This is a genomic window from Streptomyces sp. NPDC001339 (genome assembly GCF_042895955.1).
Classification (GTDB): domain Bacteria; phylum Actinomycetota; class Actinomycetes; order Streptomycetales; family Streptomycetaceae; genus Streptomyces.
This window is the reverse complement of record NZ_JBIAWT010000024.1, coordinates 1-22,067: the sequence shown is the minus strand read 5'-3', so window position 1 is coordinate 22,067 and position 22,067 is coordinate 1. Positions and strand designations below refer to the sequence as shown.

29 protein-coding genes and 1 pseudogene are annotated in these 22,067 nt (G+C 69.0%); 29 read left to right on the top strand and 1 reads right to left on the bottom strand.

Annotated elements, in window-relative coordinates:
* The first annotated feature begins 48 nt into the window (after window positions 1–48).
* The 19 genes from ACFY12_RS35105 to ACFY12_RS35015 all read left to right on the top strand — a co-directional run bounded on the left by ACFY12_RS35105 (window position 49) and on the right by ACFY12_RS35015 (window position 13,952).
* Window positions 49–372: a hypothetical protein gene (locus tag ACFY12_RS35105; protein ID WP_390720051.1), complete on the top strand. Its 324-nt coding sequence runs from the start codon at window positions 49–51 to the stop codon at window positions 370–372.
* Window positions 369–1,196, top strand: coding sequence for a phage antirepressor (locus ACFY12_RS35100; RefSeq protein ID WP_390720050.1), 828 nt, complete (start codon window positions 369–371; stop codon window positions 1,194–1,196). Before ACFY12_RS35105 ends, ACFY12_RS35100 begins: the two co-directional genes overlap by 4 nt.
* The gene (locus ACFY12_RS35095; protein WP_390720049.1) at window positions 1,193–1,573 is read left to right on the top strand and encodes a hypothetical protein; all 381 of its coding nucleotides are present in this window, start codon (window positions 1,193–1,195) and stop codon (window positions 1,571–1,573) included. Before ACFY12_RS35100 ends, ACFY12_RS35095 begins: the two co-directional genes overlap by 4 nt.
* Window positions 1,570–2,727, top strand: a complete 1,158-nt coding sequence (locus ACFY12_RS35090) for a hypothetical protein (protein WP_390720048.1) — start codon at window positions 1,570–1,572, stop codon at window positions 2,725–2,727. The genes ACFY12_RS35095 and ACFY12_RS35090 overlap by 4 nt, the downstream gene beginning before the upstream one ends.
* Window positions 2,724–2,945 carry a hypothetical protein gene (locus ACFY12_RS35085; protein WP_390720047.1) on the top strand — a complete coding sequence of 74 codons (222 nt, stop codon included), beginning with the start codon at window positions 2,724–2,726 and terminating at the stop codon, window positions 2,943–2,945. Before ACFY12_RS35090 ends, ACFY12_RS35085 begins: the two co-directional genes overlap by 4 nt.
* Window positions 2,929–3,747, top strand: a complete 819-nt coding sequence (locus ACFY12_RS35080) for a phosphoadenosine phosphosulfate reductase (RefSeq protein WP_390720046.1) — start codon at window positions 2,929–2,931, stop codon at window positions 3,745–3,747. Before ACFY12_RS35085 ends, ACFY12_RS35080 begins: the two co-directional genes overlap by 17 nt.
* Entirely contained in the window at window positions 3,744–4,562 is an 819-nt protein-coding gene (locus tag ACFY12_RS35075; RefSeq protein ID WP_390720045.1) for a DNA adenine methylase, read from the top strand. Before ACFY12_RS35080 ends, ACFY12_RS35075 begins: the two co-directional genes overlap by 4 nt.
* 36 nt (window positions 4,563–4,598) lie before the next feature.
* Window positions 4,599–5,468, top strand: coding sequence for a hypothetical protein (locus tag ACFY12_RS35070; protein WP_390720044.1), 870 nt, complete (start codon window positions 4,599–4,601; stop codon window positions 5,466–5,468).
* Window positions 5,469–5,481: 13 nt separating this feature from the next.
* Entirely contained in the window at window positions 5,482–6,234 is a 753-nt protein-coding gene (locus tag ACFY12_RS35065; protein ID WP_390720043.1) for an ATP-binding protein, read from the top strand.
* The gene (locus tag ACFY12_RS35060) at window positions 6,231–6,836 is read left to right on the top strand and encodes a hypothetical protein (RefSeq protein ID WP_390720042.1); all 606 of its coding nucleotides are present in this window, start codon (window positions 6,231–6,233) and stop codon (window positions 6,834–6,836) included. The genes ACFY12_RS35065 and ACFY12_RS35060 overlap by 4 nt, the downstream gene beginning before the upstream one ends.
* A gap of 158 nt (window positions 6,837–6,994) precedes the next feature.
* Window positions 6,995–7,186 (top strand): helix-turn-helix domain-containing protein, encoded by a 192-nt coding sequence (locus tag ACFY12_RS35055; protein WP_390720041.1) that lies wholly within the window; start codon window positions 6,995–6,997, stop codon window positions 7,184–7,186.
* Window positions 7,187–7,314: 128 nt separating this feature from the next.
* Window positions 7,315–7,509, top strand: coding sequence for a hypothetical protein (locus tag ACFY12_RS35050; RefSeq protein ID WP_390720040.1), 195 nt, complete (start codon window positions 7,315–7,317; stop codon window positions 7,507–7,509).
* 13 nt (window positions 7,510–7,522) lie between these two features.
* Window positions 7,523–7,831, top strand: coding sequence for an HNH endonuclease (locus tag ACFY12_RS35045; protein WP_390720039.1), 309 nt, complete (start codon window positions 7,523–7,525; stop codon window positions 7,829–7,831).
* Window positions 7,832–8,045: 214 nt separating this feature from the next.
* A complete protein-coding gene (locus tag ACFY12_RS35040; RefSeq protein ID WP_390720038.1) occupies window positions 8,046–8,438 on the top strand; it encodes a P27 family phage terminase small subunit in 393 nt (130 codons plus the stop codon).
* Window positions 8,439–8,441: 3 nt separating this feature from the next.
* Window positions 8,442–10,067 carry a terminase gene (locus tag ACFY12_RS35035; protein ID WP_390720037.1) on the top strand — a complete coding sequence of 542 codons (1,626 nt, stop codon included), beginning with the start codon at window positions 8,442–8,444 and terminating at the stop codon, window positions 10,065–10,067.
* A 30-nt stretch (window positions 10,068–10,097) separates the two neighbouring features.
* On the top strand, window positions 10,098–11,480 hold the full coding sequence (locus ACFY12_RS35030; protein WP_390720036.1) for a phage portal protein: 1,383 nt from the start codon (window positions 10,098–10,100) through the stop codon (window positions 11,478–11,480).
* On the top strand, window positions 11,477–12,328 hold the full coding sequence (locus ACFY12_RS35025) for a hypothetical protein (protein WP_390720035.1): 852 nt from the start codon (window positions 11,477–11,479) through the stop codon (window positions 12,326–12,328). The genes ACFY12_RS35030 and ACFY12_RS35025 overlap by 4 nt, the downstream gene beginning before the upstream one ends.
* Window positions 12,329–12,446: 118 nt before the next feature.
* Window positions 12,447–13,007 (top strand): hypothetical protein, encoded by a 561-nt coding sequence (locus ACFY12_RS35020; RefSeq protein WP_390720034.1) that lies wholly within the window; start codon window positions 12,447–12,449, stop codon window positions 13,005–13,007.
* Between the two features lie 12 nt (window positions 13,008–13,019).
* Window positions 13,020–13,952, top strand: coding sequence for a phage major capsid protein (locus tag ACFY12_RS35015; protein ID WP_390720033.1), 933 nt, complete (start codon window positions 13,020–13,022; stop codon window positions 13,950–13,952).
* 67 nt (window positions 13,953–14,019) lie between these two features.
* On the opposite strand, the gene ACFY12_RS35010 is transcribed toward ACFY12_RS35015, so the two are convergent.
* On the bottom strand, window positions 14,020–14,610 hold the full coding sequence (locus ACFY12_RS35010; RefSeq protein ID WP_390720032.1) for a phospholipase A2: 591 nt from the start codon (window positions 14,608–14,610) through the stop codon (window positions 14,020–14,022).
* Window positions 14,611–15,078: 468 nt separating this feature from the next.
* On the opposite strand from ACFY12_RS35010, the gene ACFY12_RS35005 reads away from it, so the two are divergent.
* From ACFY12_RS35005 to ACFY12_RS34960, 10 genes and pseudogenes are all read left to right on the top strand, one after another.
* Window positions 15,079–16,071 carry a glycosyltransferase family 4 protein gene (locus tag ACFY12_RS35005; RefSeq protein ID WP_390720031.1) on the top strand — a complete coding sequence of 331 codons (993 nt, stop codon included), beginning with the start codon at window positions 15,079–15,081 and terminating at the stop codon, window positions 16,069–16,071.
* The gene (locus ACFY12_RS35000) at window positions 16,049–16,498 is read left to right on the top strand and encodes a Gp19/Gp15/Gp42 family protein (RefSeq protein WP_390720030.1); all 450 of its coding nucleotides are present in this window, start codon (window positions 16,049–16,051) and stop codon (window positions 16,496–16,498) included. Before ACFY12_RS35005 ends, ACFY12_RS35000 begins: the two co-directional genes overlap by 23 nt.
* Before the next feature lie 2 nt (window positions 16,499–16,500).
* On the top strand, window positions 16,501–16,845 hold the full coding sequence (locus tag ACFY12_RS34995; RefSeq protein ID WP_390720074.1) for a hypothetical protein: 345 nt from the start codon (window positions 16,501–16,503) through the stop codon (window positions 16,843–16,845).
* Between the two features lie 3 nt (window positions 16,846–16,848).
* On the top strand, window positions 16,849–17,151 hold the full coding sequence (locus tag ACFY12_RS34990; protein ID WP_390720029.1) for a DUF5403 family protein: 303 nt from the start codon (window positions 16,849–16,851) through the stop codon (window positions 17,149–17,151).
* A 29-nt stretch (window positions 17,152–17,180) separates the two neighbouring features.
* Window positions 17,181–17,561: a hypothetical protein gene (locus tag ACFY12_RS34985; RefSeq protein ID WP_390720028.1), complete on the top strand. Its 381-nt coding sequence runs from the start codon at window positions 17,181–17,183 to the stop codon at window positions 17,559–17,561.
* An 86-nt stretch (window positions 17,562–17,647) separates the two neighbouring features.
* A complete protein-coding gene (locus ACFY12_RS34980; RefSeq protein ID WP_390720027.1) occupies window positions 17,648–18,220 on the top strand; it encodes a hypothetical protein in 573 nt (190 codons plus the stop codon).
* Window positions 18,221–18,329: 109 nt separating this feature from the next.
* Complete coding sequence (locus ACFY12_RS34975) at window positions 18,330–18,662, top strand: phage tail assembly protein (RefSeq protein ID WP_390720026.1); 333 nt, start codon at window positions 18,330–18,332, stop codon at window positions 18,660–18,662.
* Window positions 18,614–19,048 carry a hypothetical protein gene (locus ACFY12_RS34970; protein ID WP_390720025.1) on the top strand — a complete coding sequence of 145 codons (435 nt, stop codon included), beginning with the start codon at window positions 18,614–18,616 and terminating at the stop codon, window positions 19,046–19,048. The genes ACFY12_RS34975 and ACFY12_RS34970 overlap by 49 nt, the downstream gene beginning before the upstream one ends.
* Window positions 19,049–19,057: 9 nt before the next feature.
* Window positions 19,058–21,811 carry a hypothetical protein gene (locus tag ACFY12_RS34965; protein ID WP_390720024.1) on the top strand — a complete coding sequence of 918 codons (2,754 nt, stop codon included), beginning with the start codon at window positions 19,058–19,060 and terminating at the stop codon, window positions 21,809–21,811.
* Between the two features lie 6 nt (window positions 21,812–21,817).
* Window positions 21,818–22,067: pseudogene (locus ACFY12_RS34960) on the top strand (phage tail protein); the annotation flags it as partial.

Genomic DNA, 22,067 nt, shown 5'->3' with positions numbered 1-22,067 from the left:
CTACGCCCGGTACGTGGGTGGTGACCGGTGAGCGCGCCGTATGCGTCCATGAGCACATCCGAACTCGTCGCGCTGCGGGGGCGTCTGGCGAGTTCGTATGTCGAAGCGCACCGCGACGGCGAAGACACCGAAGTCCACACCACGCAGCTCGTTGCCGCTGACTCGGTCCTGACGGCCCGAGAGGCGGTCCACGCGCTCAGCCGGGCACAGCAGGCGGCGCGGTGGGTCGAAGCCCTCGCCGAGCATGCGCCGCACCGTGCCGCGACGTACGCCGCCGAGATCGAACGAGCCGCCGAGGCGGCACTGTCCCACGCTGCGACCTTGCGCCAGCAGTGCGCGGCCGTCACCGTGAAAGGGGAGCAGCAGCGATGATGCACGGCCCCAGCGAGACCACCCCGGCAGTGTTCACCTTCCCGGACACTGGCCAGACCGTACGGACCATCATGATCGACGGCGCCCCGTGGTGGGTCGCCCGTGACGTCCTCGACATCCTCGGCCTGACCAATCCCACCGAAGCCCTGCGCGGCCTGGACGACGACGAGTTCAGCACTGCTGAAGTCATCGATTCGACCGGCCGTCGACAGCCCAACGCCTACATCGTTACCGAGCCGGGGCTCTACTCGCTGATCCTGCGGTCCCGCAAGCCGCAGGCACGCACCTTCAAACGGTGGATCACGCACGAGGTCCTGCCGCAGATCCGCCGCACCGGCACCTACACCGCCCCCGGCGCCGTGCCGACGCTGCCCGACCTGTCCCAGCCGTCTGGAGTGCTCGCGCTCGCCGAGGAATTCGTCCGCACCGCCCGTGCGCTCGTCGTCGCCGACGAGCGAGTCAAGGAAATGGAGCCGAAGGCGGAGGCGCATGACGCCTACATGGCCGCGCACGACTCCGACCGGCTCGTCCGCGAGGTGGCCAAACTCCTCGAAGTCCGTGAGCGGTGGCTGTGGGGCTTCCTCGTCGATGAGGGCCTGATCTTTCCCCGGCACCAGCCATGCGGGAACCGTTTCTACGACGCGTACGCCCAGTACCGGCCGCACTTCCGCCCTACCGAGCACGTCGTCAGCCACACCATCACCGGCCCGTGCTCCCACTACACCTTGCGCGTCACCCCGCGCGGCGTCGGGCTCATCCGCAGGCGACTGCTCGCCGCCGGATACCTCACCGTGAACACCGTAGGCCGAGAGGGGGCGGTGTGATTACTGTCCGGCTCGCCGACGACCGGCGGCGCGTGCTCTTGGAGGCCGACGGCATCGCCGAACTCGTCGTCGATGCCCTCGCTGCCGAGCATGCCGAGGACCCGAAATGGGTCCCGGCGATGCTCGACGAGGTGGCCCGGCGGCGCCGCACCTGGGAAGGACTCGCCAGCCTCGAAGAGACCCGTGAGCTGCCCGAACACGTCGTTAACAGCGCGGCCGCCGCGCTCGACGCGATCCGCGAATCGGTCGTGGCCTCTCTTGGCCAGCCCATCGACTTTGCCCTGTCGGAGAAAGACGCCCGGCGCCTTGCCGCCGACCTCGCCCACCACGCCGACATGACCACGACCGCCCGCGTTCGGAAGAGGGCAGCGCAATGACCCTCCTTCGCACGGAAATCGCCCGCGGACACCGCTACGAACTCGACGGCGAGCCCGTCACCGGCGTCACCACCCTCATCGGCGGCGGTCTGCCCAAACCCGCGCTCGTCCCATGGGCGGCGAAGTCCGCAGCCAGGTACGCGGTGGACCACTGGCGCGCGCTCGCGCCGCTGGTGGCCTCCGGCCAGGCCGAGACCGCGTATGACGAGATCCGCCGCGCCCCCTTCCGTGAACGGAACGCCGCGGCCGTCCGTGGCACCGAAGTCCACCGCTACGCCGAAGCGCTCTCCCGCGGCGAGGACGTGAACGTTCCCGACGAGCTGTACGGCTACGTCTCCGCGTGCGCCGACTTCCTCGACGACTGGGCCGTCCGCCCGCTGCTGACAGAGGCCGTGATCGGCTCCCGCGCCCACTTCTACGCCGGGACGCTCGACATAGTGGCCGCTCTGCCCTTCGGCGAAGTGGCTCTGTTCGACTACAAAACGTCCGCCTCCGGCATCTGGCCGGAGACAGCTCTGCAGGCCGCCGCCTACCGGTACGCAGACTTCTACCTCACCGCCGACGGCACCGAAGCCGACATGGCCGACCTTGCCATCACCGCCGCCATCCTCACCGGTACAGAGATGGGCCTGTCGCCGATGGCCGCCCTGCGTTCCTTCGACCTCATCAAGGGAACGCCGGCGATGCGCGCGAACGCCATGCGCGCCCTCGTCCAGTCCCACGGCCACGCCATCTGGGAAGAGGAGACCACCGCCACCCATGCCGTCGTGTGCGGCAGGCGCGCGGGCGAGACGGAGGTCCACAGCTCGGAATGGACCATCGAACGCGCCCGCGACGCCCAGCTGACCGGCAAAGACAACTGGAAGCGCCAGCCCACGGCGATGCTGCTGGCCCGCGCCACCGCCGAAGCCTGCCGCCTCATTGCATCCGATGTGCTGCACGGCGTCCCGTACGCGGCGGAAGAACTCACCGACGGCGCCACGGGCGAGACCCGCACGGTCCGCCGCCGCAAGGCGACCACGGGCGAGCCTGCCGCCGCCGAGCCGACCCCCGAACACGAGCAAACCCCCGCGGCCGACGAGGAAGCCGCCGAGCACCCCGCCGACGCCCCGTTGTGGACCACGGAGACCGACGACGAGGGGGATGCCCAGTGAACGCCGACGACATCAACATCCGCGTCATAGCCCCTGGTGATGCCGCCCTCGTCGTCCTCGTCGGGCATGACGGCGTAGTCGAGATGAGCGGCAACATGCCCCGGCACATCGTGCCCGGCACCCTGCGGCAGATCGCCGACACCTTCGCCGCCGAGGAAGCGGCTGGCTCGGCAGGGAAGCCAGAGACCGAGGGGGCCACCGATGACGACGGCCACTGACGAACTGCGGTTCTTCTCTTTCGGCGGTGGCTGGCAGTCCACGGCCGCGCTCGTCCTCGCCTCCCGCGGGGAAATCCCGTACCGGCATTTCATCTTCGCCAACGTCGGCGACGACTCCGAGCACCCCGGCACCCTGCGCTATATCGCCGAGCACGCCCGCCCGTTCGCCGAACAACACGGCATCGAGCTGACCGAAGTCGAGCGCATCCGCCGCGACGGCACCACCGAGACACTGTTCAGCCGCCTCACCCGCGAGGGCTCACGATCGCTGCCGATCCCGGTACGGATGTCCAACGGTGCCCCCGGCACCCGCAGCTGTACGGCCGACTTCAAAATCAAGGTCATCGCACGGGAGCTGAAACGGCGCGGCGCGAGCCGCGACAACCCTGCCACGGTCGGCATCGGGATCAGCGTGGACGAGATTGGACGGGCCAACAAGCGCCGCGCCGAGCCATACGAGCGCATCGACTACCCCCTGTTGGACCTGGGCATACGGCGAACCGACTGCGTACGGATCATCCGGTCCGCGGGACTCCCGATGCCGCCCAAGAGTGCCTGTTGGTTCTGCCCGTTTCACCGCCCCTCGGTGTGGGCGGACATGCGGCGTGAGGAACCTGAGCTCTTCCAACGGGCCTGTGACCTCGAAGCGTTGCTGAATGAGCGCCGTGCCGTGTTGGAACGGGACCCGGTGTTCCTGACCCGGTTCAACCGTCCCCTCGAGGACGCAATACCCGATGGCGTGGACGTGCTGCCGTTCGCCGACGAGGACAGCGGCTGTGATTCCGGATGGTGCATGACATGAAACCGCCAGTGCCATACTTCGGCGGCAAGATCCAGCTCGCCCCGTGGCTGGTCTCGCTCATGCCGGCCCATGACCACTACGTCGAACCGTTCGCCGGGTCGCTCGCCGTGATGTTCGCCAAGCCGCCGTCGCGCATGGAGACGGTCAACGACCTCGACGCCGAGTTGGTGACGTTCTGGCGGGTGCTGCGCGACCGGTACGACGACTTCGCCCGCGCGGTCACGCTCACCCCGCACAGCCGTGCCGAGCACATCGCCGCCTATGGCACCGCGTCGCCCGGCGATGACCTCGAACGCGCCCGCCGGGTGTGGGTTCGTCTCACCCAGGGGCGTTCGGCGCGGCTCGACAAGACCGGTTGGCGCTTTCAGATCAAGGCGGGAAGCTCCCCGATGCCCGTGTACCTCGACGGCTACCGCGGGCGCCTCGCCGCCGCGGCGGCCCGGCTTGCCGCGGTGACGCTGGAATGCCGCCCCGCCCTCGATGTCATCGAGGCGTACGGGGCGAACCCCGATGCGCTGCTGTATGTGGACCCGCCCTACCTCGACGAGACCCGCAACGGCCACGGCTACCGCGTCGAAATGCCCGACGAGGACGCACACCGGGCGCTCGCCGCGGCCCTGCGGCGATGCCGAGCCCCGGTGATGCTGTCCGGCTACGACTCGCCCCTGTACGCCGAGCTGTACGAGGGATGGCACCGCTACGCCCTCGCCACCCGCACCGGCAACGCCGCCGAGGGCAACGGTGCCCGCACGGAAGTGGTGTGGGCCAACCGGCCGCTTGTCGCCCAAGCCGAGCTGTTCGAAGTCCCGGCATAGCGCCGCCTGGCCGGAAGGATGGAGAGAAGCAGACCCGTGGGAATCCGCCTGATCGTTGATGTGCTGGACCGCGCGCCGCGGGATCTCACGCACCGTGAGGCGCACGTCCTGGTGGCTCTTGCCGAGGATGCCAACGACGAGACGCGGACCACTTGGAACAGCGTGGAGCGCCCCGAGATGTTGCACCGTACCCGCGTGTCCCGGTCACAGATGTACGTCGTATTGAAGGCGCTCACCGCCAAGGGCGCGTTGGAACGGGTCGCGGCCGGCCAGAAGAACGCCGCCGCGAAGTACCGCATACCCCTGTTCCCGGCCGCGCCTCAGCATCCCGAAAACCGGGACACTGACGCCCCGTCTCAGCGTCTCGATTCTGGGGACACTGACGGCGCTCAGCGTCCCGGAAATGCGGACACTGACACCGCCCCTCAGTGTGCCGAAACCCCGGACACTGAACCAGCTCAGTGTCCCGGAATCCGGGACCTCAGTGTCCCGGAATCCGGGACCCCTACCCCTCTTAACCCCTCATCAACTACACCCTCAGCCAGCCAGCAAGAGGCCCCGCCCGCCGACCGTCACGCGCATGGCATCCCCGACGCCGCGCGCCCGCTCGTCGACCGGCTCACCGCCGCGGGCGTCGTCGTCCGCTGGCCCTTCCACGGCGACCAGTGGTTCCCGGTCCTCGCCCTCATCGAGAAGGCCGGCATCGAGGCCATGACGGACCATGCCGTCAAAGCTGCCGCCCGCACGGATGTCGCGTCCGCCCGCTACTTCCTGCGGGGCTGGAGCGAACTTCCGCCCGCGCCGCCGCCCGGCACCAGCACGCCGCCGCCCCGCGCCACCATCGGCGGGCATCAGCCCTTCCAATGCCCGCCCGCCGACGCCTACGCCAACGACCTCGGATTCTGAGGAGCCCCGCCCCATGGCCGACCCGCAGACCCTCGCCCAGAACAGCCCGTCCCTGCTCGCCCGCCTCATGGCTGGCATCGTCGAGCACTGCCCCGACACCACCACCGGACCAATAGCCGACGAGCCGACCCCGGACGAGCCCGGCCACCCCGAATACCACCGCCGACAGCGCGCCAACTTCGCCCTCAACCGCTGGCGCACCGCCGCCCCACACCGCTACCGCGAGGCCACCGCCACCCACCCCGACGTACTCGCATGGGCCACCCGCGCCACCACCGACAACCGGGACGCCGGATTCCTCGTCCTCACCGGCACCATCGGAAGCGGCAAGACCCACCAGGCCTACGGCGCCCTGCGCCACATCGCCGAGACCGGCCCCCGACGCTTCGAGATGATCGCGACCACCGCACCCGACATGTACGGGCGCCTTCGCCCCGGCGGAAGCACCCACGGCACCGAGCACGAGCTGAAACGGCTCTGCCGCGTCCCGCTGCTGCTGCTCGACGACCTCGGCACCGAGAAACTGTCCGAGTGGACCGAGGAAGCCACCTACCGGCTCATCAATGAGCGCTACAACCAGTGCCTACCGCTCATCGTCACCACGAACTTTCCCGTCCGCGCTGCCCTCGACGACACCGGCCGCCCCACCGGACCCGACCTCGCCAGCCGCCTCGGCGACCGTCTCGTAAGCCGCCTCGCGCAGACCGCCACCCTCGTCCACCTCGACGGCCCCGACCTCCGCCGCCAGCTCAGGAACGCCGCATGAGTGACTGCCAGAACTGCCCCCGCAGCACAAACGGGGAACGATTCATCTGCCGAATCTGCGAAACACGAACGGCAACCGTTCTAGACGAAATACCCGCGCTCTACAGAAAGCTAGAAAGCATCATCGGAATAAAGCCGACTAGCACCGGAAAGAGCGTCGCCGTAGACGCTCCCGCGCCGTGCAACATTGACGCCCTCAACCTCACCGCCACAGGCGGAATCGCCGACATCCTCGTCTCATGGGTGCTCGACTGGTACGACCTCCTCGGCTGGGACCAACCCAAGTGGGGCACCGCCCACGACCGCGTTACTAGCGCAGCCCAGCGGCTTCGTGTGAACCTCCCATGGGCGACCGAACAGCACCTGGCCGCCGGGGACTTCGCCCATGAGATCGCACGGCTTCACAGCCGAGCCCGACGCGTCATCGACGGCGACACCCCGCGCATCCCCCTTGGCCCCTGCCCCTGCGGCGGCGCCATCACCGCCAACCCCGCCGCCCTCGTCGCTGGCTGCCCGGACTGCGGCGAACAATGGCGTGGCCCGCAACTCATCGAACTCGCAGAAACGCAGCGGAACGCAACCCCGGAAACCGCTGCGGCGTAATGGGTTGACAATCCTGAGCCCATGAAAATACCTTCTGATACGAGCGCAATACGTGTCACCGCACAGCGGCATACCGTCCCTTCGCGTGCAGACCAGAATGGGCCGCCTCTACCCCCGAGAGGCGGCCCATTCGCCTTTCCCAAGGGAGGTTTCGTGCGTTGAGCGCCCCCATCCTCGTACGGCCCGACGAAGCCGCCGCCTACAGCCGCCGGCCCGTGCCCACCGTCTACCGGTGGGCACACGAGGGCCGCATCACCCAGCACGGCACCGGCCGCGGCAACATCCGCTACGACCTCCGCGAACTCCCCGCACCCGGCCAGCCGGCACCGCCGAGGAAGGCCACCGCGTGACCACCACGACCACCACCCAGCGCGCCGAGCGGACGCCCGACCCGCGCTACCACCTCAGCCGCCGCGAGTACGAACGCCTCATGCGCCAGATCCCGCGCGGCCAGCACCGCCAGTAAAGGAGCGCGACCGTGGCAGACAGCCTTGAGCGCTACTGGAAGAACGGCGAGGGCGCCGCGAAGATTCGTTGGGGCACCCCCGGAGACTGGACCCGCTGCCACCGCCACCTGACCAAACACGTCGGCGATGACCGCGCCCGCCGCATCTGTAGCCAGTGGCACCACGACCAAACCGGCGTGTGGCCCGGCGACAAACGCAACCCGTGAGGAGGTGACCCGCATGGCGTGGAACACCAGCAGCCGCGCGAAGCGCCTGCCGCCGAATTGGCCCATCCTGCGCGCCACGATCCTCCGCCGCGACAATGGCATCTGCCACGTCTGCGGCAAACACGGCGCCGACCAGGTGGACCACATCACCCCCGGCGACGACCACTCACCAGACAACCTCGCCGCGATCCACTCGGAGCCGTGCCACCGGAAGAAGTCGAGCAGCGAGGGCGGCACGGCCGCCGCGAAGTCCCGAGCCCAGCGTCCCCGCAATCGGCCGGCCGAACCGCACCCCGCAGCGCGTCGCCGACACGCGCCCTGACAGGCCGACGATCATGTCGACGGCGCCGCGTAGGCCACGCGGTCGACATACACCTACGCACTCCCCTTGAAACGCCATCTGACCTGGGCAAACCCTGGGGGAGATCCCCAGGCCCGGTGTCCGATTTTGACCGCACCGTCATAGCAACCCTGGCCATGCGTGCGACTCTGCCCTGTTTTCGCCCGTCCTTCGCCCGTGGTTGGGGGTGGTCGCCATGGCCGGTTTCGATACCGAGCGGGCCAAACCGCGCCCACCCGCGAAGCTCGGCGCCGCCGGGCGCCGACTGTGGCGCGAGGTCATCGAGCGGTACGAGCTGCGCCCCGATGAGGCGCGCATCCTCGCTGATGCCTGCCGGGAGGCCGACATCATCGACCGCCTCGAAGCCGAGCTGGCCGATGCCCCGCTCATGGTCAAGGGCTCCATGGGGCAGCTTGTGGCCTCCCCGCTCGTCTCCGAAGTCCGGCAACACCGTTCGGTTCTCGCGTCGCTGCTGAAGTCGCTGAAGTTGCCCGACGCCTCAGCCGACGCCACGCGCAAACAGAACCTCGTGTCCGAGCAGGCCCGCGCCGCTGCACGTGCGAGGTGGGGGCAGGTGAAGGGGGTGTGACCCTTGCGCGTCACGCTCGCTGGACAACAGGTTCCCCTCGCCCCTGACGGCCTGCCGCTGGGGATGCCCACCGACTACGGGATAGCGACGCTCGGATGGGGCGTCCTGGCATGGGGTGAGACGTTCCTTGCCCAACCGGACGGTGCCGCGGCCGGCGATCCGTGGCGGTGGACTGACACACAAGCGCGCGTCATGGCCTGGTGGTACGCCGTCGATTCCCACGGCGCGTGGCTGTTCCGCCGCGGCCAGGTCGTCATGCCCAAGGGCGCCGGCAAGTCCCCGCTCGCCGGCGCCCTCGCATGTTGCGAGCTGGCCGCGGAAACGGTGTTCGATGGTTTCGACGCTGCGGGCGAAGCCGTCGGCCGTCCACACCCGTCGCCCCATGTGCAGCTCGCCGCAGTCAGCCAGGACCAGACCGACAACACCATGTCGCTCGTCCTCGCCATGCTCCGCGACGGCGATGCCGCACACGCCATACCGGGTCTCGACATCGGCTTGACCCGTGTCCGCACTCGCGCGGGAAAGCTGGAGCCCGTCACCGCTTCCGCGGCCTCCCGCGAGGGCCAGCGGCTCACCGCCGCCATCCTCGACGAGCCGCATTTGTGGTTGCCGACCAACGGCGGCCGACGGCTGGCCGCCACCATCCGCCGCAACCTCGGCAAGATGAACGGCCGCTCGCTGGAGACCACCAACACATGGGTTCCCGGCGAGGACTCCGTAGCCGAGAAGACCAGCGAAGATGCCGCACGCGCCCTGGCTCGCCGCGAACTTGGCGGCCTGATGCGCTACCACCCACAGGCCACCGTCAAGGACCTGTCCGACGAGGCTGAGGTCCGCGCCGCGTTGAAGCGGCTGTACCGGGACGCGCCATGGGTGCGCGTCGACCGCGTGTTGGAAGAGATCTACGACACGTCCACCGACCCCGCCGACTCCCGGCGCTTCTATCTCAACGAAGTCGCCACCGCCGATGACGCACTGTTCGCTCCCAATGAGTGGGATGCGTGCCGCACTGACGCCGAGCTGTCCGACGGGGACACTATCGTCCTCGGCTTCGACGGCTCCATCCGCGACGATGCCACCGCCCTCGTAGCCTGCCGCATCGGCGACCGGCTGTTCGTCCCGCTCGGCATCTGGGAACGCCCCGACGGCCCGGCTGGCAAAGGCTGGGAGATCGACCGCGAAACCGTGGACACCGCCGTCCGCGACGCCTTCGACTGCTACGACGTCGCCGGCCTCTTCGCCGATGTCGAGCACTGGGAAAGCTACGTGGACGCCTGGGGCCGCGACTTCCGCGAAACCGTCCGCGTACGCGCCTCTCCGTCCAACCCGGTCGCCTGGGACATGCGCGGCCGGCTGTATCAATCCACGCTCGGCAACGAGCGCCTCATGCGCGCCGTACACGACACCAAGATCCGTCACACCGGTGACGTGACGCTACGGCGCCACGTCCTCAACGCCCGCCGCAGGCCCAATCGCTACGGCATCAGCTTCGGCAAGGACCGGCGCGGAAGCCGGCGGAAGGTAGACGGCTGGGCCGCCTGCCTGCTCGCCGAGATGGCCCGCTACGACCTGACCATGAGCGGTAAGGGCGCGACCCGCAAGGACCGGCGCGTCATCGTGCTCCGTTGATCAGCAACGCAAGCGAAGAGGGGGTGAGCCGTGACCATCCCCTACGCCGACACCGTCGCCCGCCTCGAACGCAAGCTGACCAGCGGCACCGCCACCCGCGCCCGGCTGGACCACTACTACGAGGGCCGCGTCCGCCTCGCCTCCATCGGCCTGTCGCTGCCGCCGGAGATGCGCCAGCTGTCCACCGTGGTCAACTGGCCGGCGCTGTACGTGGATGCACTCGAAGAGCGGCTGGACGTCGAAGGCTTCCGCCTCGACGGCGCCGCCGACGCTGACGACCGGTTGTGGCAGTGGTGGCAGGCCAACGACCTTGACGAGGAATCCCAGCTCGCCCACCTCGACGCCCTCGTCTACGGCCGCTCCTTCATCACTGTCGGTACCGCCCTCGACGCCGGCGCCCCGCCAGTGATCAGGGTGGAGTCCGCCCGCACCATGGCCGCCGACTTCGACCCCTACACCCGCCGCATCACCGCTGCCCTCCGCGTCCTGGCCGAGGACTCCGAGGACGAGCCGCACGACCGCGCCGACGCCCACCCCGTGACGCCGCCGTACGCCGCCCGCCTCTACCTGCCCGACCGGACGGTGTCGCTGGAGCGCGTCCCGCGCGGGGGCCGGTGGGATGTCACCGGCGAAGACGTGCACCAGCTCGGCCGGCCCCTGGTGGAGATGCTGACCAACCGCGGCCGCGCTGGCGAACGGTCCGGCACGAGCGAGATGCGCGATGTGGTGGCGCTCACCGACGCCGCGTGCCGGACGCTGACCAACATGCAGGGCGCCCAGGAACTCTTGGCCGTCCCCCAGCGGTACGTACTCGGCGCCCGGCAAGAGGACTTCACCGACGCCCGCGGCAACCCGATTCCCGCCTGGGAGGCGTACATCGGCCGCTTCCTGATGCTGGCAAACGAGGACGCCAAAGCTGGCCAGTTCCCCGCCGCCGAACTTCGAAACTTCACCGAGGTCATGAACCTCTACGCCAAGCTCGTGGCCTCGGTGACCGGCCTGCCGCCGTTCTACCTGGGCATGTCCACCGACAACCCCGCGTCGGCGGACGCCATCCGATCCAGCGAAGCGAGGCTGATCAAACGGGCCGAGCGGAAACAACGTGCCTTCGGCGGCGCCTGGGAACGTGTGATGCGGCTCGCCATGCTCGTCGAAGGCATGAATCCCACCCGCGGGGCGGCGATGGAAACCGTCTGGCGTGACGCCGCCACACCCACCGTTGCGGCACGCGCCGACGCCGTGACGAAACTTGTGGCCACCGGAATCCTCCCGGTCGAAGCCGCCTGGGAACAGCTCGGGTACTCCCCGCAGTACCGCGCCCGCCTGCGAGCCATGACTGATACCGACCCCGCTGTCAGATACCTCGCTGCCACAGGCGGCGACACCGCTGACGAGGAGGTGACGGCGGCATGACGCCCGAGGCCTACCGGCGCCGACAGAACACGATCACCGCCGCCCTGCGCGCCGTTCTCTCCCCGCTCGTCCGCTCACTGCGCAGACGCCCCACCGAAACGCAGTGGGCCGCGTTCCTCGACGCCGCGTACCCGGCGATCTACCGGGCGCGCGTCGAGTCGTGGCAGCTCGCCGCCGACTTCTACGCTGCCCAGCGCCGCGCCCAGCTCATCCCCGCACCCGACCAGGAAGCGTCACACCGTGACGCAACACCCTCGCCCATCAGTGAGGAGGATGCGTCACGTGAGGAAACCGGAGACCGGCTGACGGCTGTGGAGGGCGACCGTGACGAAACCGTGGAGGTGCCGCGACGGAACTACCCGCCGCGCGCCGTCGCCGCCGCATACCGGCCGTTGCGCGCCCGGCTCGATGCCCTCGACGAGGACGAGCCGCTCCCCGGCACCGCGGTCGAGTCCGCCGTACGCGTCGCCGAACGCCACGCCCGCGACGCCGGCCGCGAAGCCATCGTCGATGCCGCCCGGCACGACCCCGCCGCCCTCGGCTACGCCCGCCGCGCCCTGTCCGGTAGCCCGTGCGCGTTCTGCCTGATGCTCGTCTCCCGCGGCGCCGTCTACAAAGACGCGTCAGCCGCCCTGCTGCGTGGCGGTGAGAACGAGCCGTATCACGACGGCTGTTCGTGCGTCGCCGTCCCGGTGTTCAACGCCCAGTCGTGGCCCGGCCGCGACGAGGCCGAACGACTCGAACGCGCATGGCGTCAGCACGGCGGAACGCTCGCCGAGTGGCGCCGCCACATCGACGAGCAGCGCCAGCGGCGAACCACGGATGGTGATACGGCCGCCGCTGCATAGCCCCTGTGAACGATCTCGCCACCTTCCCCACGAGGGGACAGGCGTCTCCGCCATGCCCGCATTCCCGCCGGTACCGCAACGGCACCGGCGGGCGCACCCGGAAAGGGAGCGATGCCCGATGTCCGACACCCCCACCGAGACCGCCGTGCCACCGGCCGACAGCACCCCCACAGCACCCACGCCGGCCCCCGCGAACGACACCGACCCAGACGCCGACAGCACCGACGTCCCGTCGGCTGAGCAGCACGACCCCGCCGACGACAGTGACCAGGACGGCGGCGAGGGAGCGGACGAGCTCACCCGGTGGAAGCGCCGCGCCCGCGACTGGGAACGGCGCGCGAAGCGCAACAGCGAACTCGCCACCCGCTATCCCGACCTCGAAGCCCGAGCCAAAGCCCTACAGGACCAGTATGAGGACGCCCTTGGCGCCCGCACGCGGGCTGAAGCCGAACTGTGGCGCGAGCGCGCCGCCCGCGCCCACGGCATCACCGAAGACCTCTTCGAGTTCCTGACCGGCTCGTCCGAAGCCGAAGTCATGGAGCGCGCCGAGCGCATCGCCGCCAAGGTCACCGGCCCCCGCCGCCCCCTTCCCGACCCCACCCAAGGCCGCAGCACGTCTGCGCCCCCGTCGCCTGAGGACGCCCTCAACCAGTACCTGCGCGACCGCCTGAACAGATAGGAGCCCTCGCCCATGCCCGCACCCGGCGTGCTCGCCGACATCGGACAGCTGCCCGTCGAAGTCGTCGCCCCGATCTTCGAAAAGGCACAGGAGCAGTCCCTCATCCTGGGCATGGCGAACTCCATGCCCCTGTCCTACGGACAGACGAACATCCCCGTCATCGCCCAGCGCCCAGAGGCAGGCCCGGTGGGCGAGTCCGAGGCCAAGCCACAGAGCGAGTACCGGTACGAAATGCGGGTGGTCACCCCGCGCAAGTTCGCCACCATCGTCACCGTCTCCGAAGAGTTCATGGAGGCGGACATAGCCGGCCTGTACTCCCAGATTCAGGGAGACCTGTCGTTCGCGATCGCCCGCGCGGTGGACCTGGCCGTTCTCCACGGCCGCGCTGCCACCACCGGTGCCGAACTGTCGGGGGTGGACGGTCAGTTCCTCAACGCCACCACCAACCGCGTCACCCTTGGCACCGCGCTGCCCGATGAGGGCGGTATGGCCAAGGACATCGGCGACGGATACGAACTCGTCATCAACGACGGCCACGACTTCACCGGCTTCGCCGCCGACCCCAGGTTTCGCGCCCGTGCCGTCAACGCGTACGACTCCTTCGGCCGCCCGCTCTTCCAGGCCGCAGGCCCCGACCTGTCGGATGCCACCAACACCCTGATGGGGCTGGCTGTCCGCTACGGCCGCGGTGTATCCGGCCAGATCGGCGCCAGCACAGACACCCTCGTCCGGGCCATTGGCGGGGACTGGAATCAGCTTCGCGTCGGCATCGTCAAGGACCTCAGGCTCGACGTCACGAACCTCGCCGCCGTCACCCTCGGCGGTCAGCTCGTGTCCCTCTTCGAGAACAACCTTGTAGCCCTGCGCGCGGAGATCATTTTCGGATGGGCCATCGGTGACCTCGACGCCTTCGCCGCCTACGAGGACGCCCCCGCCCGCTCGTGAGCGGACAGGGGCGTCGAGCCCAACGGCGGACCGGCGGACGTCGTTCAGCTGCGAGCGGTGGTGGGCGTCAGCCCATCACTACGACCGCGGAGTAGTACTTCTGCGCGGTGTTGAGGCACATGGCTTTCAGCTTCTTCCGCAGCACGGGCGGAGTAGGGTCGCCCCAGGGCTTGTACTGGCACGTTTGCCGCATGTCCTGGAGGAAAACCTTGTCGATGCGCTTCTTGTGGTAGGCGCGGAACACTCTGTCCCCCGCAAACTTCTTGTAATTGCGGTAGCCGAAGTCATGGCGGTAGCAGGCCCAGTAGAAGTTGTAGCCGCCCGGCAGCTTATCCGGCGACTTGGTGCAGCCGTCGGTCTTCCAATTGAACCCGAAGTAATTTGCGCCCTCACGGTAGAGGGCGAGGTAGTCCCACCAGGCTTCCGTCGACTTGGCCCCCGGGCTGGTGAGCGACTCCAGTTTCTTGAGTCGATAGGCCGCGCCGACCCCGGCAACGTCCTGACTGCTGTTCATGGCGGAGGCCTGCTGCACACCGACCGACGGCCCGGTCTTGGCCACGGAGTCCGCAGGCGTCGCCGCGATGGCGGACGCAGCCGTCCCCAGGGTGAGGACGCCAGTCAGGACGACACCTCCGAAGGAGGTCCGCACCTTATTCATGTTTTCTTTCCCCGTTTTCATCTGTTGGTGAAAGCCGTATTACGCATCGGCCAGGAGGAAGATAACGCAGGGGATCGGGCCAAGCGGAGAAATTTCGCCGAAATGAAGCCCTTGCTGTCAAGGGAACGTCAAGGCACGCCATCAGGGCATTGCGAACCAGGTCCGCGATCAACGGATATGTCCAGGTCTGAAAGGCGTGAAAGGGGTAAATCAATAGGAATATTTCATTCCGGATAATTGCTGTGATTTGAGTCACATGATGCGGTCGCGCACTCGATTTCGCAGACCCCGAGATCGAGCGATCCGGGCGTGCTCGGGTCTCTCTCGGATCGGGGCGGCTCTGCTGCTGGGTCTGTGGCGCTTGTCGGCGGATGTCGGTGCCATGGGCTAAGGCGCTGTATCGCTCGTGAGTCGGGGGTAGCCAGCGAATGCTGCGGCTAATGCCGACGAGATGTAAGGAGATGTTTCGTGCGGGTGGTCGCCCTCGTCCATTGGTACGTTCCTTTCCACAATGCTGGATCGGAGACGATGCTCCACACGCTGCTCAGGGCGCTCGTCGATGCCGGCCACGAAGCACACGTGGTCACCACCAGCCAGGAAGAAGGGGAAGCCGAGTACGTCCACCAGGGCGTGACTGTCCACCGTGCCGGATCCCTCGGCACGGTCCCCGAACTCCTCGGCTCCCTCGCCCCGGGCGTCCTGGTCACCCACCACCAGGAAACCCCGCACGCCACCCAGTACGGCCGCACGCGCGGGGTTCCGGTGGTGCAGATCATCCACAACGAGATGCACCACACCCGCGTCTGGCTGCACAAACGCCCCGCCCTAGCGGTTTTCAACACCCTTTGGATAGAACGGGAATTGGCCCGCTACAACGTACCCGGCATCGTCGTGCACCCGCCCATTCACGCCGCCGAACACGCCACCGCGCCTGGCGAGTTGGTGACGCTGGTCAACCTCAACGCCCACAAGGGCGGAAAGATCCTCTATGAACTCGCCGAGAGGATGCCGGACATCAAGTTCGCCGGCGTGATCGGCGGCCACGGCGAACAGGTCATCCGCCGGGACGTGCCGAACGTAGAGATCATCCCGCACACCCCGGACATGCGCGGGAACGTGTGGTCGCGCACGCGGGTGCTGCTCATGCCGAGCGTGTACGAGTCATACGGCATGGCCGCCATCGAAGCCATGTGCTCGGGCATCCCCGTCATCGCCAACCCCACCCCCGGCCTCGTCGAGTCCGTCTCATGGGCCGGAACGTTCGCCGACCGCGCCAACCTCGACGCATGGGTGTCCGCCATTCGCTCGCTCACCCTCCGGGACCGGTGGGCAGCCGCGTCGGCCGCCGCCCGCGAGCGTGTCGCCGAACTCGACCCCCGCCCCGAACTTGCCCGGTGGGTATCGGCCGTCGAGCGACTCGAAGTGGAGGGGCGAGGCCATGGCGTACGCAACCGCCGATGACGTCGGCGCACGGCTCGGCCGGGACCTCGATGACGCCGAACAGCGTCTCGCCGCTGTCCTCCTCGACGACATCGAGGAGCGCCTCCGGGCTCGTATCCCCGACCTCGACGAGCGCGTCAGCGCGGATGAGCACTACCGCGCCCTCGTCGTCTCCGTCGAAGCCGCCGCCGTCGTGCGCGTCCTGCGCAACCCCTCGGGCTTTCGCTCCGAGACGGACGGAAACTACGCCTACACCATCGACACCCGCGCCGCGGCCGGCTTCCTGACCATCCTCGACGAGGAATGGCAACTCCTCGGCGCCGCCCGCGGTGCGTTCACCGCCGTCCCCTACCTCGATCCGATCCGGCACGACCCGCGACACCTGGTGCGCTACCCGCGCGGGACGGGGCCGTACCTGCCGCTGGAGCGCGAATGGTGGCTGCCGTGAGCATGCTCGATACAGGCCCGGACACGATCACCGTCTATCCCCAGGAACAGACCACCGACGACCGCGGCAATACCGTGTGGCGCCCCTCGGCTGTCCCTGTGGTCGTCCGGTGCCGCGTCCAACCGCAAGACACCGACGAGCCGGCCGTAGCCGGACAAGCCACCGTCGCGACCTATCGGGTGATCGCACGGGATGCGCCCCTCGGCCCGTGGGCGCGTGTCGAGTGGCTCGGCGGCGTCTGGGATGTGGTCGGCGAACCCCGCCGTTACAACGGATCACCTGCCACGCGGCACATCGACGCCCTCATCCGCGCCCGCATCACCACGACGTGGCCGACGAGGGGGTGAGTAATGGCGAGCGCCAACACGGCCCTCAGCCGTCGGCTCGCACGGATGCCGGCGGTGAAAGCCGCTGTACGAGCACGGGCCCACCGTATCGCCGCAGCGGCCCGCGCGAACCTCGCCGAGCACCGTGCCGAGGGCGTCGCCCGTATCGAGGTGACGCGTGGCCGTACCGATGTGGTGGTGTCCCTCGTCGATGTTGCCGCGCTGTCCATCGAGTACGGCCGCGACGCCTCCACCAACAGCCGCGGCCGCCGGGGCGGCCCCATGCAAGGGCTCTACATCATGACCCGCGCAGCGCGAGGGGGGTGACGCCGTTGCCTGCCCGGATGCTGCCGTCCGTGGCTGATCTCCTCGTCGGCATCCTGCGCCCCGCCTTCGCAGGCGCGACCGTGGGAACGCTGCTGCCTGAGCCGATGCCGCTGCCGTTCGTCCTTGCCCGCCCGGTCGGTGGGGCTGCGGTGGACATGCGGTTCCTCGCCCGCGCCGTGGTCGATGTGCAGACCTGGGCCGAGTCGGACCGTACGGCCGAAAATCTCGCCGTCGCCGCCCGTACGGCCCTGGTCGTCGCGTGGCGGGCACAAACCGTGGTGCCGGCCGTGGGCTCCATCGGTTTCCTCGCCGAGCGCAAGGCCCCCGTGCTGTTGCCGGACGCGCGCACGCCCGATGGCGTGTACCGCTACCAGGCCACCTACGAACTCACCGTCCGCCCCGCCCCGTAGCCGGCGGCCTCAACCTGTTACCCGAAGCGCCCCGACCCCTTGTCGGGGCGCTTCGTCGTTCCCGAGAGACCTTGGAGGGCACCGCCGTGCCGCTCGACGACAACGCCGTCCTCAACCCCGCCGTGGGCCACTACTACTTCGCCCCCACGACCGGCCAGCCCATCCCCGACGACATCACCAACCCCGCCGCACCGTGGGTCGACCTCGGACACACCAGCCTCGACGACCCGTTTGGCGTCAACAGCGAAGGCGGAGAGACCGAAACGCTCGGTACCTGGCAGAACAAGAACATCCGGAACACCACCAGCGCACGCGTGGAAACCGTGACCTTCGCTCTCCAGCAGTGGGACGAGCACGCCTACCGCGCGTTCTGGGGTGCCAACGCCACCACGATCCAGGCCGCCGGCCGCACGGTCGTGCAGACCCCGAGCATCCCCGAAGAGCTTGAAGGCGCGCTGTTCGTCCTCGTCCGCGACGGCGCGATGGGCATGTTCTTCCACTTTCCGCGGGTGTCCATCGCCCGCGCCGACGACATCGAGTTCGACGCCGAGAAACTGGCCGGCCTGCCCGTGCGAGCCACCGTCCTGGGCATGTCCGGCCAGGACTGGACCTACCAGGTCGGCACTCTCGCCCCGTTCTCCACACCGCCGGGCTCCTGAGCGCCCGCCCCTGTCAGCCGGGCGGCGCGGTCATCACGGACCGCCGCGCCGCCCAGTCTTGCCATGCCCAGCTCACAAGCGTCCGCACGAACCCTGGAGGTCCGTTCCCATGGCCCGCGTCACGCTCGACGAGATCCGCCGCGCTGCCGAGCGGCAGTACGGAGACTTCGACATCGCCCTACCGGACGGCACCACGGCCACGCTGCGCTCCCCGCTGCGCATGAGCGCCGAGGAACGTTCCCTCCTCGGAGACGTCGAATCCCTCGTCGTCGCCGGCGACACTGGCGCCATCACCGAAGCCCTCAAGATCGCTGCCAAGACTCCCGAACAGGCTGCCCGGCTCCTCGACGCCCTCGGCGGAGACCTCGCCACCGCCGCGGTGCTCTTCGAGCAGTGGGCGACGGCGGTGAGCGTGGGGGAACCCTCGCCCTCTGCGAGCTGACCGACGAGTACGGAACGGCGCTGCTCGCCGACTTCCGCCGCTTCTACGGCCTCGACCTGGTCGAAGCACTCTTCGGAAGCCGGCCGGTGGCGCCTTCGCTGCTGCTGGGGCTCGTAGAGGAACTCCCCGATGACTCCGCGCTCGCCGCAGCCATCCGCGGTGGGCCCCACCACCGCGGCTGGACCGTCTCGGCGCACCTGCTCGCCTCGGTCATCGACGCTGTGAACGACGCCGCGTGGATCACCGCGCAGGCCAATTCCCGCAAGCGCATCCGCCGCCCGCGGCGCTTCCCCCGCCCGGCCGCCGACCAGCGGCGCCCGGCCACCGTCGCCGACCTGGCGCGACGTTTCGGTGCTCCCGAACAGGGGGCCGTCATAAGGAGGTGACCCCTCCCGATGGCTGGCCCCGGAGGGCGCGAAGCGGACCGCGTAAGTGTCCGCGTCGTCCCTGATACCTCCCGCTTCGCCGCTGATCTGCGGGACGCGCTGGAGAGAACCGAGCACCGGGCGCGTGTGAAGGTGCCCGTCTTCCCGGACCTGTCGCAATTCAAGGACCGGTTGCGGACTGAGCTGCGCACGCCTATCTATGCCAGGGCGACGGTGCCGGTGGTGCCGTCGCTGAGAGGCTTCGGAGGCCGGCTGCGGACCGAGTTGCGAACCATGGGCGCGCTGCCAGTACCGGTGCAGCCCACGACGAACGCCCTGGCGATCGCGCGGCTTCGCGCTGAACTCGCCCACCTCGCACCACCGATCCTCGTCCCTGTCCGGATCCAAGGAGACCGCCGTTCCAACAACAGTGCCGCCTCGGCACTGGATCGGCTGCGGAGTGTCGCCGCCGGCCTCGGCGGTATGGCGGGAACGTTCGGGAAGATCGCGGCCGCGATCGGGGCGGCCGTTCCCGTTGCGGCTGGTCTGACAGCCGCGCTTCAGGGCATCGCACCGGCCGCGGCGCTCGCCGCCACCGGCATCGTGGGCATCGCCACGGCAACGGCAGCCCTGAAGATCGGCACGCTCGGCGTCGGCGATGCGCTGAAGAACGCGTTCGACCCCAAGAACGCGGCGCAGTTCAACGAGGCGCTGGCCACACTCACGCCGAACGCGAGGGCCTTCGTCCTCGCGCTTCAAGGTGCCCAGCCGCAGTTCACCGCGGTGCGCACCGCCGTCCAGCAGCGGCTGTTCGACGGGCTGGCCTCGCAGATCACGAACGCGGGCGCAGTCGCACTGCCCGTGCTCCGGCGCGGTCTAGTGGGTGCGGCCGGTGCGCTGAATGAGATGGGCCGAGGCGTGCTTCTGGCTGTCCGGCAGCTGTCCTCCAGCGGCCAGTTGGGGCAGGCGCTGGCCGGCGCCAATAGGGGCCTGAGCAATCTGTCCCGGATCCCGGGTCAGTTCGTGACGGGACTGACCCAGATCGCCGCTGCGGCCGGCCCCGTGTTCGGCCAGCTGACCGAGCTGGCCGGCGGTGCGGCCGACCGGCTCGCCGGGAAGCTCTCGAAGGCTTTCGCGTCCGGCCAGCTGACGACGTTCATCACGAACGCGGTGGCGATGGTGCAGCAGCTGCTGACCGTCCTGGGCAACGTCGGCTCGATCGTCAACAGCGTCTTCAGCGCCGCTCAGACCAGCGGCAGCGGGTTTCTCGGCACCCTCCAGACCATCACCGGCGCCATGAAGACGGCATTTGCCAGCCCGGCCGTACAGGGCGGACTCAAGGCCCTGTACGCGACGATGGGGCAACTGGCCCAGACCGCAGCGCCGCTGCTCGGGCAGGCGCTCCGCGTCGTCGGCCAGGTGCTATCGCAACTCGGCCCGCCGGCCCAGACCTTGATCAAGGCGCTGGGCTCTGCCCTTCAACCGGTGATCAAGGCGCTCGGGCCGGTCCTCGCCACCGTTGCCACTGCGGTGGGGAACCTCGTGGTCGCCTTCGCCCCCTTGCTTACCGCCGTGGGCAACATCATCGCGGCGCTTCTGCCCGCAATCCAGCCCGTAGTCGGCGCTCTCGGGCGCGTGTTCAAGTCGCTTACGCCCGTCATTTCGCAGCTTGCGAGCGGCATCGGAACATACCTGGGCCCTGTTCTTTCAGGGCTCGCGTCGGTCATCGCGAAACTGATCAGCGGGTACGCCGACCAGCTCGTCGTGATTTTCAATTCTCTGGCTCCGATCATGCCGGCTCTGGCCAGCGCGATGGGCCAGGTCGGAGCCGCGATCGGCCAGCTCTTCATGGCCGTTGCGCCACTGCTTCCGCAGCTCACCCAGCTCGGTACGCAACTGGCAGCGCAGCTCCTCCCCGCACTCCTCCCGCTCATCCCGCCCATTGCCAGGCTCTCCGCTGCCCTGATCAGCATGGGGGTCGGGGCGATCACGCAATACGCGATCCCTGCGCTTCAGAAGCTGATCACCTTCATCACCGGCCTTCAGCGGTTCCTGGCACCGGCCATCGCCGCCGTGAAATGGGTCGTCAACGGCATCTCGGCCGCCTTCGAGTGGCTCTACGACCACCTGGTCGGCCACAGCGTGATCCCCGACATGGTGCGCGGCATCGTATCCTGGCTCGCCTCCCTGCCCGGCAAGGCACTGTCGGCCATCGCCTCCCTGCCCGGATTCCTCGCCGGTAAGGCGGAGCAAGCCGGCTCGCAGTTCCTCGCAGCCGTACGCGGCGGCCTGGGCCAGGCGGTGGACTGGATCAGCAACGTCCCGTCCATGGCCGTAAACGCCCTGGGCAACATCGGCTCGCTCCTGTGGGACGCCGGCGCAAGCCTCATCCAGGGGTTCGTCGCCGGCATCCAATCCATGATCGGATCCATTCGGTCCACCCTCGGCGACATCACCGACAGCCTGACCTCCTGGAAGGGCCCGCCGACCCGGGACGCACGCATCCTGCGACCGGCCGGACACCTGGTCATGTCGGGATTCATGGACGGCATCACCGACTCCGTCCCCGACCTGCGCGCCCAACTGCGCGGCGTCACAAGCGAGGTTGCCGCCTACCGGCCGACCCTCGCCCCACAGGTCGAGACCGCTGCCACGGCCGTGGCGATGAACAGCGGCGCCCCGAGTGCGCCGGTCGTCTCCATCGACACCTTCGTCGCTCACGAGAGCCAGACCCCGGCCGGCATCGCCCGCGAGCTCGCCTGGCTCGCCAAAGGAAGGGGGTGATCCGGCGTGCGTGCGGCACCTGCCGAAGTCCTCGTGGCGGAGGATGGGCAGATCCAATTCGGCGCCTTCCTCATGGGCGAGGACACCCCCATACACGGTCGACAGCTCACCGGGTGGGACGACCTGCCCGACCTGGACGACGCCTCTGTTCCCATACCTGCATCCCACGGCGCGTGGCCCGGCCAGCTACTGGCCGAGCCACGCGTCCTGACCTTCGACTTCCTCGTCGACGACCGAGGCATCGCCGGCCTCCCCG

Excerpts from the sequence above, each read along its gene's own strand:
- ACFY12_RS35105 (WP_390720051.1), top strand. The coding sequence starts at position 49 with ATGAGCACATCCGAACTCGTCGCGCTGCGGGGGCGTCTGGCGAGTTCG.
- ACFY12_RS35100 (WP_390720050.1), top strand. The coding sequence starts at position 369 with ATGATGCACGGCCCCAGCGAGACCACCCCGGCAGTGTTCACCTTCCCG.
- ACFY12_RS35090 (WP_390720048.1), top strand. The coding sequence starts at position 1,570 with ATGACCCTCCTTCGCACGGAAATCGCCCGCGGACACCGCTACGAACTC.
- ACFY12_RS35080 (WP_390720046.1), top strand. The coding sequence starts at position 2,929 with ATGACGACGGCCACTGACGAACTGCGGTTCTTCTCTTTCGGCGGTGGC.
- ACFY12_RS35075 (WP_390720045.1), top strand. The coding sequence starts at position 3,744 with ATGAAACCGCCAGTGCCATACTTCGGCGGCAAGATCCAGCTCGCCCCG.
- ACFY12_RS35065 (WP_390720043.1), top strand. The coding sequence starts at position 5,482 with ATGGCCGACCCGCAGACCCTCGCCCAGAACAGCCCGTCCCTGCTCGCC.
- ACFY12_RS35060 (WP_390720042.1), top strand. The coding sequence starts at position 6,231 with ATGAGTGACTGCCAGAACTGCCCCCGCAGCACAAACGGGGAACGATTC.
- ACFY12_RS35045 (WP_390720039.1), top strand. The coding sequence starts at position 7,523 with ATGGCGTGGAACACCAGCAGCCGCGCGAAGCGCCTGCCGCCGAATTGG.
- ACFY12_RS35040 (WP_390720038.1), top strand. The coding sequence starts at position 8,046 with ATGGCCGGTTTCGATACCGAGCGGGCCAAACCGCGCCCACCCGCGAAG.
- ACFY12_RS35025 (WP_390720035.1), top strand. The coding sequence starts at position 11,477 with ATGACGCCCGAGGCCTACCGGCGCCGACAGAACACGATCACCGCCGCC.
- ACFY12_RS35020 (WP_390720034.1), top strand. The coding sequence starts at position 12,447 with ATGTCCGACACCCCCACCGAGACCGCCGTGCCACCGGCCGACAGCACC.
- ACFY12_RS35015 (WP_390720033.1), top strand. The coding sequence starts at position 13,020 with ATGCCCGCACCCGGCGTGCTCGCCGACATCGGACAGCTGCCCGTCGAA.
- ACFY12_RS35010 (WP_390720032.1), bottom strand. The coding sequence starts at position 14,610 with ATGAATAAGGTGCGGACCTCCTTCGGAGGTGTCGTCCTGACTGGCGTC.
- ACFY12_RS35000 (WP_390720030.1), top strand. The coding sequence starts at position 16,049 with ATGGCGTACGCAACCGCCGATGACGTCGGCGCACGGCTCGGCCGGGAC.
- ACFY12_RS34995 (WP_390720074.1), top strand. The coding sequence starts at position 16,501 with ATGCTCGATACAGGCCCGGACACGATCACCGTCTATCCCCAGGAACAG.
- ACFY12_RS34990 (WP_390720029.1), top strand. The coding sequence starts at position 16,849 with ATGGCGAGCGCCAACACGGCCCTCAGCCGTCGGCTCGCACGGATGCCG.
- ACFY12_RS34975 (WP_390720026.1), top strand. The coding sequence starts at position 18,330 with ATGGCCCGCGTCACGCTCGACGAGATCCGCCGCGCTGCCGAGCGGCAG.
- ACFY12_RS34965 (WP_390720024.1), top strand. The coding sequence starts at position 19,058 with ATGGCTGGCCCCGGAGGGCGCGAAGCGGACCGCGTAAGTGTCCGCGTC.